Below are 15207 nucleotides of genomic sequence, written 5' to 3'. Positions count from 1 at the left end.
AAATATTAAAAAAGGAAAAAATTGTGGCATTAAAATTAACAGAAGAAATTGTTTCGAACTTAGTTGCGGAGTACAATCAGATTAATCCTGCCTTTCAAATTGACTGGAAAACCTATATTTATGGGACTGCCAAAGAAGGCTCTGGCCGATCTTCTCAGCAAGCACCTCTCTTATGGTTTGAAAATGATTATTATTTTGTTTTAATCTATTTAGCGACTTTAAATGTCAGTAAAATTCAAAAAGTTAAGGTTATTGATAAAGATGAAATTCAAGGAGTGAAGATTAAATACGGTGGCCTAAATGCTGTCGTTAAAATTCGGATGACCAATGGAGCTTACTATAACTTGAGATTAGCTCGCAGAAATTACAAGACTCTGCCTCGTCAATTGTCTAACTTGGATAGCTTGATGGAGGTTTTCCATCTTTTCTACAGTGACCGGATTGATATGAAGGACCATTCCACATCAATCGGTGCTAAGGTCCTGAGTGCAGCGACAACCGCAGTCTTAGTGATCCTAGCTATCCTCTTTATATTTTTAACCAAGTCTAGAGCTCTGACTTATCTTTTGTTAATTCTAGCTATTTTCTTAGGTGGTTTGATTTGGACTCAAGCAGAAACCTTTATCAATAAGCAAAGAGACAGAGCATTTGTGCAAGCTTTTGAGCAAACAAAGCAGCTTGTTACTAGTATGACAGAAAGTCAGTACTATCAAGCCTTACAGGGTATAGATGTAAAACCAAAAACTCAGATGATGCAGGAAAGCTACCTTAAGGTTCTAATTTCAATCGCTCATAATCTGGGCTTGGATAAGGAGGCTAGAGCATATTTAACACAATTTCCTAGACGATATTCAGCCGATGCTGAAGAAACTTATTTAGGACTCATAAATCTGTTAGCCTCCAATCAAAAAGTCCCTTACGAATTTGGCCAAGCACCGTTAGACGTTGAACAGGATATCTGGCAGAAGTATCAGTAAGAGCATAACCTGAAAATCCTAGGAATGGCTATCTTAGATTTTGGGAAAGCCTGCTGGCCATCTCTGGTCTGGTTTGTCTATTTTTTCTATCAGAGGATCAGGTTAATAACGTTTTTCTAATTTTTTGAATCTAAAATCCGAGATCTTGGTGGTAAGTAGGTTAATAATCAGTCAAAAAAATCTGAGACAAGACTCAGATTTTTTTTTGAGTTGGATAATAATTGCAGGACTCGCTAGCAATAGTTTGTGTCTTAATTGTTCGCCATCCATTACTTTCAGGCTTGGTCTAAACTGTTGCTTCCCAGACTGGTTTATTTCCCCAAACAGAACTGACTAAATAGCTGGGTGATCAATTCATCAGGAGCGGCATCGCCGGTGATTTCTCCCAGAATTTCCCAGCAGCGTGTCATATCAACTTGGAGTAGGTCGACAGGCATACCCGCTTCCAACCCCTTATTGACGTCTTGCAGACTGGCCAGAGCCTTTTCTATCAGAGAAATATGGCGAGAATTGGATAGGTAGGTAGCATCCTTTTCCACTAAACCAGCATTATCAAAGAAGAGGTCATTGATCCTTTCTTCAATAAGGTCAATATTTTGATTTTCTAAAACCGAAATCTGGATAATATCGCCGGGCAGCTGCTCCAGTTCAATCTGTTGAGGTAAATCAGTCTTATTGATAAGAATAATCCGCTTGCTATCCTTGCTGATATCCAGCAAAGCACGATCCTGATCGGTTAAGCTTTCTGAACCATTGAGAACCAGAAGAACCAAATCCGCTTCAGCCAAAGCTTTTTTGGAACGTTCAACGCCGATTTTTTCAACGCGGTCATCGGTTTCACGAATTCCAGCAGTATCAATTAACTTGAGCGGAACACCCCTGATATTGACATATTCTTCAATAACATCGCGGGTGGTTCCTTCAACATCGGTGACAATAGCCTTGTCTTCCCGCAAAAGATTGTTAAGCAGGCTGGATTTGCCGACATTGGGCCGTCCGATGATGACTGTTGAAATCCCTTCACGAAGGATTTTACCTCGCTTAGCGGTAGCCAGCAGGCGAGTTAACAGAGCCTCAAACTCTTGAGTCTTTTCCCGCATTAGGGCTGTGGTCATTTCTTCCACATCGTCGTATTCAGGGTAGTCGATATTAACTTCTACCTGAGCTAGAGTGTTGAGAATTTCCTGACGAGTATTATTGATGAGATTTTTGAGAGAACCATCCAGCTGACTGACCGCAATATTCATGGCCTTATCAGTCTTAGCTCGGATTAAATCCATGACGGCCTCGGCCTGAGTTAAATCGACCCGGCCGTTGAGAAAGGCGCGTTTGGTGAACTCACCGGGCTCAGCCATTCTAGCACCTGACCGAAGCAGCAGCTGAAGGATTTCATTAGTGACAGCAACACCTCCGTGAGTATTGATTTCAACGACATCCTCCCGCGTAAAGGTCTTTGGTGCCCGCATGACGGAAACCATGACTTCATCAATAATCTCGTCATTTTCAATAATATGGCCGTAGTTGATAGTGTGAGAAGAGACCTTTTCTAAATCTTTGCCTTTAAAAACGCTTTTGGCAATAGCAACAGCCTGACTGCCGGAGAGTCGGACAATTCCGATAGCTCCTTCGCCTAGAGGTGTTGAAATCGCTGCAATGGTATCAAATTCTTTCGTAATGGCCATAAGTCTTCCTTCATGATTAAGATACTGTCATTGTATCGCAAGCCTTAAGGGATAGCAAGTGATAAAATCCTCAGCCTCAGTTGGTACTTAAAGCCTTTTCATGATATAATAAATTGATTAAAAAGAGAGGGAAATAGCATGCAAAATATGGATGACTTGAAAAAGCAAGCGGGTGTCAGAGCTGCTCAGTATGTCAAGGACGGTATGGTCGTCGGTCTGGGAACGGGTTCAACCGCTTATTATTTTGTCGCCGAGATTGGCCGCCGAGTTCAAGAGGAAGGCCTACAAGTAATTGGCGTTACAACGTCAAGTAGGACAACCGCCCAAGCTCAATCCTTAGGAATTCCACTCAAGTCTGTCGATGAGATTGATCGCATTGATGTCACCGTTGACGGGGCTGATGAGATTGATCGCAACTTTAACGGCATCAAAGGTGGCGGTGGCGCTCTCCTGATGGAAAAAATTGTGGCGACCCCCACGAAGGATTATATCTGGGTGGTTGATGAGAGCAAGCTAGTTGAAACTCTGGGGGCTTTTAAGTTACCAGTTGAAGTAGTTCAATATGGGGCAGAGCGGCTTTTTCGGGAGTTCCAAGCTAAGGGTTACAAGCCGGCCTTTCGCCAAAAGGATGGCCAGCGTTTTGTGACCGATATGAAAAACTTTATTATCGACTTAGATTTAGGAGTGATTGAAAATCCTTTTGCTCTGGGGCAAGAACTTAAAGCTATGACAGGTGTGGTGGAACACGGCCTGTTTAATGGCATGGTCAACAAGGTTATTGTTGCTGGCCAAGAAGGTGTAAAAATTTTAGAAAGTCACTAATTGTGGTGTCCAAATGTATTCTGAGAATAACTAGAGCGTAGATTCAAAGATCACATTTGGCCCCAACCACGCAAGTATACCGATAGCTCAGCTATCTTAGAAAAGAGACGAAAATGTCAAAATTTGAGCGTATTCACTTAGTTGTTTTAGATTCAGTTGGAATCGGTGCAGCGCCCGATGCTAATAATTTTTCCAATGCTGGTGTGCCAGATGGTGCCTCTGATACCCTAGGCCACATTTCTAAGACTGTTGGACTTGATGTGCCGAATATGGCTAAAATAGGCTTGGGTAATATCCCTCGCCCTCAGGCCCTCAAGACGGTTTCAGCAGAAAGCAATCCAAGTGGTTATGCTACTAAGCTGGAAGAAGTGTCACTTGGTAAGGATACCATGACTGGTCACTGGGAAATTATGGGACTCAATATTACTGAACCTTTTGATACTTTCTGGGACGGTTTTCCGGAAGAAATCATCACTAAGATTGAAGAGTTCTCAGGACGCAAGGTTATCCGTGAAGCCAACAAACCCTATTCAGGAACTCAAGTTATTGCGGACTTTGGCCCCCGCCAAATGGAAACCGGTGAACTGATTATCTATACGTCAGCTGACCCAGTTTTACAGATTGCGGCCCATGAAGATGTTATTCCGCTGGATGAACTTTACAAGATTTGTGAATATGCCCGTTCCATCACACTGGAACGTCCAGCTCTGCTCGGTCGTATCATTGCCCGTCCCTATGTAGGCCAACCGGGTAACTTTACTCGTACTGCTAATCGCCGTGATCTAGCCGTTTCTCCTTTTGCCCCAACTGTCCTCAACAAATTGGATGAAGCAGGTATTGACACTTATGCTGTCGGTAAAATCAATGATATTTTCAATGGTTCAGGCATCAATCACGATATGGGGCACAATAAGTCTAACAACCATGGTGTTGACAATCTTATCAAGGCTATGAAGTCGCCTGACTTTGAGCACGGTTTCTCTTTTACCAACCTGGTAGACTTCGATGCCCTCTATGGTCACCGTCGCAATGCTCACGGTTATCGCGATTGTCTACAAGAGTTTGATGCTCGTTTACCTGAAATTATTGCAGCTATGGGAGAGAATGATCTTCTCATGATTACGGCTGACCATGGTAATGACCCAACTTACGCCGGTACCGACCATACTCGTGAATACATCCCACTCTTAGCCTACAGTCCAGCCTTTAAGGGTAACGGTACCATTCCAGTCGGCCACTATTCAGATATCTCAGCCACCATCGCTGAAAACTTTGGTGTCGACACAGCCATGATTGGTCAAAGCTTCTTGGATCAGTTGGTGTAGGAAAAGGACAAAAATATGGGGAGAACAAGAGCTATTTTAGATAGTATTAAAGAAAAAGGTAGTGCTTTAGATGCCCGTTCTAAAAAATTTACTTCGGAAAAACATGTCCAAACCCAGGAAATAAGTCAGGAAGCTCTTTCAAATATTTTGGATTGGGCCTACACAAAGACTGTTGAAGGAATACCAGGCCAACCATCTATAGACCAATTTGTAGATGACTACCTATTAAAAAGTAAGAGTGCTGATGAAGCTATTGATAAGATCATTAAGTTTCAAACTACAAAGGCTGCTGTTTCTGGATTTGTCACAGGCTTTGGAGGTGTTTTAACATTACCTGTGACTATTCCTGCGAATGTATCTTCGGTTATTTTATTCCAGATGAGAATGATAGCAGCTATTGCCAGTATACGAGGCTATGATTTACATAGCGATCAGGTTCAAACATTTGTATATGCTAGTTTAGCTGGTTCTTCTGTAGCTGATATTATTAAAAAGTCTGGGATAACAATTAGTAATAAGTTGGCTATTGGTGCTGTCCGAAAAATTCCTGGAACTGTTTTGACTAAAATAAATCAAGCTGTTGGGTTTAGACTGGCAACTAAATTTGGAACCAAAGGAGTTGTTAATCTAGGGAAACTGGTGCCAGTAGCTGGTGCAGGAGTAGGAGCTATTTTTGATGCTACTGCCACAAAGGCTATTGCTCAAATGGCTAAGAAAACTTTTACCGATGATGGCATTAATTTAGGAAATGGTGAAGTTCTTAGCAAAATAATTATTAATCAGTAACTTTTTAGGTGCTAGAAAGAAGGTCGTCCATGCCAACATCTATTGAAAAGGTTGAACGTCTTATTGATCAGATCAATAAGCTTCATTTGGCTTATTCCCAGGATTATTTTGAGACTGGTAAAGTTGAGAAGGTTAATCTCTCTCATACTTTTTCAAAAGTACCGACTGAGCATATTTTGTCTTACCGCCTCAACCTCCATGAGTCTATCAACGACTATCTGTATCGGGCTGATGTTAAAGATATCAATTTTTACTATCGTGTAAAGACAGCTGAGTCAATTTTAGATAAAATTGAAAGGTACAAAGCTCGAGATACTCAATACCCTGTCAATAATATTCTGAATGATATCTTTGGAGCTCGTATGATTTTGACCTCTGAGCAAGTTAGTCAAGTCCTTAATTCACTAGATACTTGGAAAGATGAATTTGGTCTGAAAAACTGGTACTTACGTGATATGGATGGTTACATCGGTATTCATATCTATTTCAAAAATAGCAGCAATTTCTACTATCCCTGGGAATTGCAGATCTGGGATGAAAAGGATGCTGAAGCCAATATCAAAAGCCATCAAGACTTTAAGCGATCATTTGTAAAATAAGAAAGAGGAAGCTATGACACTAATTGAAAAAATCCAGCAAACCCGCGATTTCTTACAAGATAAAGGCATGACAGCACCCGAATTTGGTCTGATTTTAGGATCGGGCCTTGGAGAGCTGGCAGAAGAAGTCGAAAATGCCATCGTTTTGAATTATGCCGATATTCCTAATTGGGGCCGTTCCACGGTTGTCGGCCATGCTGGTAAGCTAGTCTACGGTGACTTGGCTGGCCGAAAGATTCTGGCTTTGCAAGGCCGTTTCCATTTCTATGAGGGCAATCCCCTAGAAGTAGTTACCTTCCCAGTTCGAGTTATGAAGGCTCTTGGTTGTCAAGGTGTCCTCGTTACCAATGCTGCAGGCGGTATTGGTTTTGGCCCAGGAACACTTATGGCTATTAGCGATCATATCAATCTAACAGGACAAAACCCGCTGATTGGAGCTAACTTAGATGACTTTGGTCCACGTTTTCCTGATATGTCCAATGCCTACAGCAAAGACTATCGTAGGGCAGCCCATCAAGCAGCTGATAAGCTCGGTATTAGGCTGGATGAAGGCGTTTATATCGGTGTATCAGGACCTTCCTATGAGACACCGGCCGAAATCCGAGCCTTTAAGACCATGGGAGCTGATGCTGTTGGCATGTCAACCGTACCAGAGGTGATCGTAGCAGCTCATTCAGGCCTTAAAGTCTTAGGAATTTCAGCTATCACCAACCATGCCGCTGGTTTTCAAGCTGAACTTAATCACGAAGAAGTGGTAGCAGTCACTCAGAGAATTAAAGCCGATTTTAAGCAGCTGGTCAAGGCAGTTCTAGCAGAACTGTAGGAGGCAACCATGCGGGTCCATTTTGTTATTCATGAGCCATACGAAGCACCAGGAGCTTACTTAGCTTGGGCAGCTCTGCGGGGGCATGAGGTGTCTTTCACCAAGGTCTACCAATTTGAAAAACTACTTAATACAGTTGATGATGTCGACCTCTTGATCGTCATGGGAGGGCCCCAGAGCCCGACCTCTACTCAGGAAGAATTTCCTTATTATAATGCTCAAGCAGAAATCGATCTGATTAAAAGGGCTATTGACGCTGACAAATATATCATTGGAGTCTGTCTAGGGGCGCAACTTCTAGGTGAAGCTTATGGGGTAACCTGTACAGCCAGTCCAGAGCGAGAAATCGGTAATTTTCCGATTGAACTCACCGAGGCCGGACAAGCGGACTCCAGATTATCCCATATCCCATCAGGCCTTGTCGTTGGCCATTGGCACGGCGATATGCCAGGCATGATCAAGGGTGCTCAGGTTCTGGCAACTAGTCAAGGCTGCCCTAGGCAGATTGTCCGCTATACGCCTAAACATTACGGCTTCCAATGTCATTTGGAATTGACTAAAGATTTGGTGGCTCAGCTCTTGGCGCAGGAAACGGATATTGAAGGCGAAAGCCAGAGATATACTTATGTACAGGAAACTAAGACTATTCTCACCTACAACTATGACCAGATGAATCAGGTTCTCTACGAGTTTTTAGATAAACTGCTTAGTACTTAATTCCATAAACGATTTAGAAGAGATGAGAATGTGTCCAAGTCATTTGAACACGAGCGGAAAATTTGGAAATAGGTAAGACTTATAAGAGTGACAGACGCCCATGAGGACTGTGCTCTAGCCCATAATATATTTAACCTCTGAAGGCTATATATCAAAAGCTCTGCTGCGTATGAACTATTTTTGTGAGATGAACCGTTTGACGCAGCGGTTGGAGTGAGGCTTGCTGGCTGTGCCAAGAAGTCTTACTCCTAGTTCATTAGGTGTCTTAGTACCTCCTCGATTTTCTAATTTCCAGTCGCTTTCTGGTCACTCTCAAGATTTTTCACAATAAAAATAACAGAAAGGCGGGTGTAGCCTGTAGTCAGTGTAACTGAATACGATAGCTGAGGACTTGAATAAAAAGATAATCGCCGGTAAAAGTCATGATTTTCGAGCGATTCTCTCTTTGGTCTGTGTCCTTTTACACCCTTTATATCTTAATTATGTCTATCCATATTGAAGCGACCCAAGGTCAAATTGCTGATAAAATCCTACTGCCAGGAGATCCCCTGCGGGCAAAATTTATTGCTGAAAACTTTTTAGAAAATACCCAATGTTTTAACAAGATTAGAGGCATGCTAGGCTACACCGGAACCTACAAGGGTGAAAAGGTCTCTGTCATGGGAACTGGTATGGGAATGCCATCTATCTCCATCTATGCCCACGAATTGATTGTTGATTACGGTGTGAAGAAGCTGATTCGCGTTGGAACAGCGGGTTCGATTGACCCAGATGTTCATGTGCGTGAGCTGGTTCTGGCCCAAGCTGCAGCGACCAATTCCAATATCATTCGCAATGACTTCCCAGAGTATGATTTTCCACAAATCGCTGATTTTGACTTACTGGACAAGGCCTATCACATTGCCAAAGACCTTGGGCTGACGCCCCATGTTGGCAGTGTCCTGTCATCAGATGTCTTTTACTCTAATATGCCCGAGCGTAATATGAAACTGGGGACACTGGGGGTTAAGGCCATCGAAATGGAAGCAGCAGCTCTTTATTATTTGGCAGCTCAATACCATGTTCAGGCCTTGGGAATCATGACTATATCTGACAGTGTAGTCAACCCAGAAGAAGACACGACAGCCCAAGAGCGCCAAACAACCTTTACCGATATGATGACCGTTGGCTTAGAAACATTGATTCGTTAAGATGAAACAGCAGACTTTGGAAGATACACTAGAAATTCTGATTAATCACTATGATTATGCTTCTGCTTATGGTTTGCTGGAGCAGCAGCAGATTGCCCCGGATGCCAAAAAGTTGATTTATCTCATGAAAAAACGTCGTCAGCTGGATATTGAGGAAATTTGTGAACCAGCGACGCTTAAATATTTTCAAGAGACTTATCGGTTGCAGTTGGCAGTCAATCCTAAAGACGAGGAGCAGTTGGCCAACTACATTATGGACTTGCAGGCTAAGGTGATGACTGAAGACATTATCGATTTTGTTCGGGCAGTCAGTCCTATCATCTACCGTTTATTCATGCGATTGATTGCTGGTAAAATTCCCGACATTCAGGATTATGTGGCCAATTCTAAAGATGCTCAATATGACATGTGGAGATTTTCCAAGATGGAAGAGTCACCTCAGCAGGTTTTGATTGATTTTTCCAAAACGTGGCATGACCCCAGAGTGACCTCCAGAAGTCTAGTGGCCCTGATTGCTCTTTTGCCGATTTCCGATTCGCTCAAGAAAGATGTGGTCTTCCTTAGGAATATGGAAAAGTCGGTCCGCAATCCTCTGGCTCATCTGATTAAGCCATTTGATGAAAAGATCTTGCATGACACAACAGGTTTTTCCTCCCGCTCCTTCTTGGAGATGATTATCAAGTTAGCTCGTCATACTGGCATCAACTATCAAGAAAGCCCCTTTTACTTTGACCAAATTAATCGGCTGATTAGCTCACTCTTATAAACCAAAAGGATAAAAATTTTTATGAATTATTTGATTACCTTTCTCATTTCCATGATCCCCCTTGTCGAATTACGGGGAGCCGTCCCCTATGGTATAGGTACGGGGCTGCCTATGTGGCAGGCTCTTGTCATCGCTGTTATCGGCAATATGTTGCCCGTCCCTATAATCTTTTTCTTCGCTCGCCGTGTACTGGAATGGGGAACTGACAAGCCTGTCATTGGTGGCTTCTTTAGTTGGTGTTTGAAAAAGGGCCATAATGGTGGCCAGAAGTTAGCCAAGAGCGCTGGTGACAAGGGGCTTTACTTCGCCCTCTTCCTCTTTGTTGGCATTCCTCTGCCGGGGACAGGAGCTTGGACTGGCACCCTAGCAGCCTCCATTCTTGACCTCAAATTCAAGAACAGTATCATTGCTACTATGGCAGGTGTTGTTTTGGCTGGTTTCATCATGGGCTTCGGCTCGGTATTTGTCAAGAGCTTTTTCTAGAGATAGAAAGAGAGTGGGACAAACAGCCATGATAGCTTAGCCCTCACAAAGCATTGTAATCTCTGAAGATTACGTATAAAAATCAGTAAATCGTGATAAAATCACGATTTTGATTTTCCTCGCTCTCCCATTTTAAGGCTCAGGTCTCTGCCACTTTCTTTTTTATATATGATCTTCAGCAGAGATTACAGCACTTTTAGGGTGAAGAAGTGGTCATCCGTACAATTGATATTGATTTTCTCAAACAGTTTTCCAGACTGTTTGACCTATCATCTGCAAGGCAAGGGATAAAGTTAACACAGGGCAGAACTTTTGTCTCAGTCAAGCCTCATTATGAGCAAATATGCATTAAGCCCATGAGAATTTTTTTTATCGAGCACACCTACATCCTTGTGGAAAAAGACAAATCGGGTTTGGAGCACTTAAACTCCAAACCCGATTTTCTATTTTCCTTGGTGAGGCCTATCGGCTCCCTAGTTTAATCAAATTTCACTTCCTCGAGCAGATAGTCAATAAAACGTTCACCCATTTTGGATAGGTTGGCCTTTTCGTGTTTGAGGTAAACGATATCAATTTGATCATCAACTTCTAGTGGAATAGAGACAATATCGTCCCCGTTGAGATTACTGTTAAGAATACCAGTCGCAATAGTATAGCCATCCAGACCAATCAGGAGATTAAAGAGCGTTGCCCGATCGGAAACGACAATGGATTTTTTATGAGGAATCTGCGACATAATCTCTTCTGAGAAGTAGAAGGAGTTGTGCAGTCCTTGTTCGTAGCTGAGATAAGGAAAATCTTCAAGGTCACTGAGGCTGACTGATTTTTTGTTGGCTAAAGGATTGGACTTGCTGACAAAGATATGAGGTTGAGCGACAAAGAGGTTGGTATAGGTTAGGTGATTGTCATCAAACATCTTGGTTAGGACATCGCGGTTGTAGCTGTTAAGAAAGAGGACTCCGATTTCTGAGCGGAAGTTCTTAACATCGTCAATGATTTCATAAGTCCGAGTTTCTCGCAGAAAAAGCTCATACTGGCTCATATCTGCTCCTTTGAGCAAGGAGACGAAAGCATTGACAACAAAAGCATAGTGCTGGGCTGAGACACTAAAAAGCTCGCGATTATGGTCTTTGCTCTTATAGCGTTCTTCCATGAGATTAGTCTGCTCCACAACCTGACGAGCATAGGAGAGAAACTCCATACCATCCTGAGTCAGGGTAATCCCTTTAGGATTTCGGTTAAAAATCTTAATGTTCATCTCTCTCTCCAAGTCTCTCACGGCATTTGAGAGACTGGGTTGGGTGATGTAGAGCTGTTTGGCAGCTTCATTCATACTGCCGGTTTCGACGATTTTGATAATATAATGTAATTGTTGAATTCGCATACACCTATTCTAACATAAAGCAGCTATAGTTTCAGGCTATAGCTATGATACAGGATTTGTAGCCGATAGACACTAAATTCACTCAAGTATAAGTCTGGGAATTGACCAGAACTTGCTTTGTCCGATCCCTTATTTTTACTGACATTTGAAAGGGCTTATGGTATAATTTTAACAGACAAATTGTGAAAGGAAGCTTTTCCTATGAAAGGTATTATTCTTGCAGGTGGGTCTGGGACTCGCCTCTATCCATTGACCCGTGCGGCTTCAAAGCAGCTTATGCCTGTTTACGATAAACCCATGATTTATTACCCTCTCTCTACTTTGATGTTGGCGGGAATTAAGGACATCTTAATCATTTCGACACCGCAAGATTTGCCTCGTTTCAAGGAATTGCTTCAAGATGGTTCTGAATTTGGCATTAACCTGTCTTATGCCGAACAGCCCAGTCCAGATGGTCTGGCTCAGGCTTTTATCATCGGTGAAGAATTTATCGGCGATGACAATGTGGCTCTGATTTTAGGGGACAATATTTACTATGGTCCAGGTCTCAGCCGAATGTTACAAAAGGCTGCCAGCAAGGAAAAGGGGGCAACCGTCTTCGGTTATCAAGTCAAAGATCCAGAACGCTTTGGGGTTGTTGAGTTTGATGACGATATGAATGCCATTTCCATCGAAGAAAAGCCTGAGTATCCTAAGTCTCATTATGCTGTAACAGGTCTTTATTTCTATGATAATGATGTCATCGAGATTGCCAAAAATATTAAGCCCAGTCCTCGGGGTGAATTGGAAATTACCGATGTCAACAAGGCCTATCTCGATCGTGGTGATTTATCGGTTGAAGTTATGGAACGCGGTTTTGCTTGGTTGGATACTGGGACTCACGAAAGTTTGCTAGAGGCTGCCCAGTACATCGAAACCGTTCAACGGATGCAAAACTTACAAGTGGCTAACCTTGAAGAGATTGCTTATCGTATGGGGTATATCACCAGAGAGCAGGTGCGTGAACTCGCACAACCTCTCAAGAAAAATGAATACGGACAATACTTGCTTCGTTTGATTGGAGAAGCATAATGACAGAAAGATTTTTTGAAAAAGAACTCGCTGCTCGTAACATTGATGCCATTCCTGGCATGATTGAATTTGATATCCCCGTTCATGGAGATAACCGTGGTTGGTTTAAGGAAAATTTTCAAAAAGAAAAGATGCTGCCGCTTGGTTTTCCAGAAAGTTTTTTTGCAGAAGGAAAACTCCAAAACAATGTTTCTTTCTCTCGTAAAAATGTTCTGCGAGGACTTCATGCTGAACCTTGGGATAAATATATCTCAGTAGCTGATGAAGGTAAAGTTCTAGGCTCTTGGGTTGATTTACGGGAAGGCGATAGCTTCGGCCATGTCTATCAAACCATTATTGACGCTTCCAAAGGCATCTTTGTTCCCCGCGGCGTTGCTAATGGCTTTCAAGTCCTATCTGACAAGGTTTCTTACAGCTACTTGGTTAATGATTACTGGGCTTTAGAACTTAAACCCAAATATGCCTTTGTTAACTATGCAGATCCAAGCCTAGGTATTAAATGGGAAAACCTTGAAGAGGCAGAAGTCTCAGAGGCAGATAAAAACCACCCAATGCTCAAAGATGTGAAGCCATTGAAAGCTGAAGATTTGTAAGGGGGAAGCCTGACCATTTTCTCTTATAGGGAATAGACTCTCTTGAAATCAAAGAAAGGTCGTACCGAGTAAGCGAGCCATATACTGTTTGCTAAGGTGGGTATAAGGCGAACAAAGTGAGCCGCTAATCGACAGTTTCCGCCGTGGTGAAAATATGGGCGATTCTGAAACTGAAATTTCAGAATCGAGTCAATGAAATCCAGTTTATAGAGTGACTTGAAAGCCTTTAGCAACGAAGTTGACAAGGTAAATTTCATAGGCACTTTTAGATTTAGTTCATAACGTCCTCTTCCCTAAGGAAACTGTCAAAAAAGAAAAAGCAAAAAGGAATAATCATGTCTGAATACAAAAATATTATCGTAACCGGCGGTGCTGGTTTCATCGGTTCTAATTTCGTACACTATGTTTATAACAACCACCCAGATGTCCATGTGACTGTCCTTGACAAACTCACTTACGCTGGTAACCGCGCTAACCTTGAAGAAATTCTTGGCGACCGTGTGGAGTTGGTTGTTGGAGATATTGCTGACGCTGAATTGGTAGATAAATTGGCCGCTAAAGCAGATGCCATTGTCCACTATGCAGCTGAAAGCCACAATGACAATTCACTTAAAGACCCATCACCATTTATTTATACAAACTTTGTCGGGACCTACACGCTTTTGGAAGCTGCTCGTAAATACGACATTCGTTTCCACCATGTCTCTACTGACGAAGTTTATGGCGATCTTCCGCTTCGTGAAGATTTGCCAGGTCATGGTGAAGGCGAAGGTGAGAAATTCACAGCTGAAACTAAGTACAACCCATCATCGCCTTATTCATCAACCAAGGCAGCGTCTGACTTGATTGTCAAGGCATGGGTGCGCTCATTTGGTGTTAAGGCAACTATTTCAAACTGTTCAAACAACTATGGTCCTTACCAACATATTGAGAAGTTCATTCCACGTCAAATTACCAATATCCTGTCTGGTATTAGACCCAAACTTTATGGTGAAGGTAAAAACGTGCGTGACTGGATTCACACCAATGACCATTCAACTGGTGTTTGGGCTATTCTCACTAAAGGCCGTATCGGTGAAACTTATCTCATCGGTGCTGATGGTGAAAAGAACAACAAGGAGGTTCTGGAACTCATCCTTGAAAAGATGGGGCAGCCAAAAGATGCCTATGACCACGTAACAGATCGTGCGGGACATGATTTACGCTATGCCATTGACTCTACCAAACTCCGCCAAGAGCTTGGCTGGGAACCGCAATTCACCAACTTTGAAGAAGGGTTAGAAGATACCATCAAATGGTATACTGAGCATAAAGATTGGTGGCAAGCTGAAAAAGAAGCAGTCGAAGCTAATTATGCTAAGACACAAAAAGTTTTGAAATAAGGAAAACGGGCTCGCAAGCCTGTTTTTTAATAGTCCAACTGAGGACCTGAGGCTTAATTTTGCTACCATTTTATGGTAGAATAGAGAAAAATAAGAAGTAAGGGAAGTAACTATGGAGCAAATCCTGCAAGATTATCAACAACTGTTGCACAAACTAGCCGTTACTCGGCATTACCTGCATTTGTTTGAAACCGAATTAAGTATGATTCAGCACGAGCCATCACTCTTGGAATTCTCGGTTGAAACGGTTTTGATTAAGCCAGAAATTGACAAGATTTTGGAAGCCTGCCGGCCACTTAAACGTCAAGAGGAAAAGGTTCAGGCCCTGTCTTGGTATGATGAGCCATCTTTTCGCCTGATGAATAGTTCATTGGATGTTGTGGGAGACTGGCTGTCACAGCTGGCCTTCTTGGAAGAAGTAGCTGTTGCTCAACCATTTTTCTATAATCTCTTAGATCAGGACCGAGCTAAGTCTTTTGGCATCTTAGTTGATCTCTTTGGCAGTTTGCAGGTTGCTAGTGCAGCTCTCAAGGAAGAATATGAACGCCCTTATGAGGTCTTGACAGATCAATCTACAAAGTAAAATTTATGACCTTTAAAACAGTCC

16 protein-coding genes are annotated in these 15207 nt (G+C 42.5%); 14 read left to right on the top strand and 2 right to left on the bottom strand.

The annotated features are described in order from the left end of the window. Window positions 1-23 precede the first annotated feature (23 nt). Window positions 24-977 (top strand): hypothetical protein, encoded by a 954-nt coding sequence (locus ACFSN5_RS06685; protein ID WP_165210337.1) that lies wholly within the window; start codon window positions 24-26, stop codon window positions 975-977. A gap of 311 nt (window positions 978-1288) precedes the next feature. Here ACFSN5_RS06685 and mnmE read toward each other — a convergent pair whose 3' ends face one another. After that, the gene (gene mnmE, locus ACFSN5_RS06680) at window positions 1289-2659 is read right to left on the bottom strand and encodes a tRNA uridine-5-carboxymethylaminomethyl(34) synthesis GTPase MnmE (protein ID WP_165329096.1); all 1371 of its coding nucleotides are present in this window, start codon (window positions 2657-2659) and stop codon (window positions 1289-1291) included. A 147-nt stretch (window positions 2660-2806) separates the two neighbouring features. Between mnmE and rpiA the strand changes: the two genes are divergently transcribed. The 9 genes from rpiA (at window position 2807) to ACFSN5_RS06635 (ending at window position 10170) form a co-directional block, all read left to right on the top strand. Further along, the gene (gene rpiA, locus ACFSN5_RS06675) at window positions 2807-3481 is read left to right on the top strand and encodes a ribose-5-phosphate isomerase RpiA (RefSeq protein WP_165329134.1); all 675 of its coding nucleotides are present in this window, start codon (window positions 2807-2809) and stop codon (window positions 3479-3481) included. Window positions 3482-3594: 113 nt separating this feature from the next. Then, window positions 3595-4806: a phosphopentomutase gene (locus ACFSN5_RS06670; RefSeq protein ID WP_165329095.1), complete on the top strand. Its 1212-nt coding sequence runs from the start codon at window positions 3595-3597 to the stop codon at window positions 4804-4806. Between the two features lie 15 nt (window positions 4807-4821). Next, the gene (locus tag ACFSN5_RS06665) at window positions 4822-5592 is read left to right on the top strand and encodes an EcsC family protein (RefSeq protein WP_165329094.1); all 771 of its coding nucleotides are present in this window, start codon (window positions 4822-4824) and stop codon (window positions 5590-5592) included. A gap of 29 nt (window positions 5593-5621) precedes the next feature. Further along, window positions 5622-6191, top strand: coding sequence for a GTP pyrophosphokinase (locus ACFSN5_RS06660; protein ID WP_165329093.1), 570 nt, complete (start codon window positions 5622-5624; stop codon window positions 6189-6191). A gap of 13 nt (window positions 6192-6204) precedes the next feature. Continuing rightward, window positions 6205-7014, top strand: coding sequence for a purine-nucleoside phosphorylase (locus ACFSN5_RS06655; RefSeq protein ID WP_165210348.1), 810 nt, complete (start codon window positions 6205-6207; stop codon window positions 7012-7014). Window positions 7015-7023: 9 nt separating this feature from the next. Then, window positions 7024-7731, top strand: a complete 708-nt coding sequence (locus tag ACFSN5_RS06650; protein WP_165210351.1) for a glutamine amidotransferase-related protein — start codon at window positions 7024-7026, stop codon at window positions 7729-7731. Between the two features lie 482 nt (window positions 7732-8213). After that, a complete protein-coding gene (gene deoD, locus ACFSN5_RS06645) occupies window positions 8214-8921 on the top strand; it encodes a purine-nucleoside phosphorylase (RefSeq protein WP_165210354.1) in 708 nt (235 codons plus the stop codon). Window position 8922: 1 nt separating this feature from the next. After that, window positions 8923-9687, top strand: a complete 765-nt coding sequence (locus tag ACFSN5_RS06640) for a LytR family transcriptional regulator (protein ID WP_165210357.1) — start codon at window positions 8923-8925, stop codon at window positions 9685-9687. 21 nt (window positions 9688-9708) lie between these two features. Beyond that, window positions 9709-10170, top strand: coding sequence for a COG2426 family protein (locus ACFSN5_RS06635; protein ID WP_004225422.1), 462 nt, complete (start codon window positions 9709-9711; stop codon window positions 10168-10170). A gap of 478 nt (window positions 10171-10648) precedes the next feature. On the opposite strand, the gene ACFSN5_RS06630 is transcribed toward ACFSN5_RS06635, so the two are convergent. After that, on the bottom strand, window positions 10649-11554 hold the full coding sequence (locus tag ACFSN5_RS06630; protein WP_165210360.1) for a LysR family transcriptional regulator: 906 nt from the start codon (window positions 11552-11554) through the stop codon (window positions 10649-10651). A gap of 201 nt (window positions 11555-11755) precedes the next feature. On the opposite strand from ACFSN5_RS06630, the gene rfbA reads away from it, so the two are divergent. The 4 genes from rfbA to ACFSN5_RS06610 all read left to right on the top strand — a co-directional run bounded on the left by rfbA (window position 11756) and on the right by ACFSN5_RS06610 (window position 15183). Next, entirely contained in the window at window positions 11756-12625 is an 870-nt protein-coding gene (rfbA, locus tag ACFSN5_RS06625; RefSeq protein ID WP_165210363.1) for a glucose-1-phosphate thymidylyltransferase RfbA, read from the top strand. Further along, window positions 12625-13218 carry a dTDP-4-dehydrorhamnose 3,5-epimerase family protein gene (locus tag ACFSN5_RS06620; protein ID WP_165210366.1) on the top strand — a complete coding sequence of 198 codons (594 nt, stop codon included), beginning with the start codon at window positions 12625-12627 and terminating at the stop codon, window positions 13216-13218. The genes rfbA and ACFSN5_RS06620 overlap by 1 nt, the downstream gene beginning before the upstream one ends. 335 nt (window positions 13219-13553) lie before the next feature. Beyond that, window positions 13554-14600, top strand: coding sequence for a dTDP-glucose 4,6-dehydratase (gene rfbB, locus ACFSN5_RS06615; protein ID WP_165210369.1), 1047 nt, complete (start codon window positions 13554-13556; stop codon window positions 14598-14600). A 112-nt stretch (window positions 14601-14712) separates the two neighbouring features. Beyond that, window positions 14713-15183, top strand: a complete 471-nt coding sequence (locus ACFSN5_RS06610; RefSeq protein ID WP_165210372.1) for a hypothetical protein — start codon at window positions 14713-14715, stop codon at window positions 15181-15183. Window positions 15184-15207 lie beyond the last annotated feature (24 nt).

The sequence above is a fragment of the Streptococcus tangpeifui genome, assembly GCF_044503215.1.
GTDB lineage: Bacteria > Bacillota > Bacilli > Lactobacillales > Streptococcaceae > Streptococcus > Streptococcus tangpeifui.
Note: the sequence above shows the minus strand (reverse complement) of the source record. Positions and strands in the feature narration are given on the sequence as shown.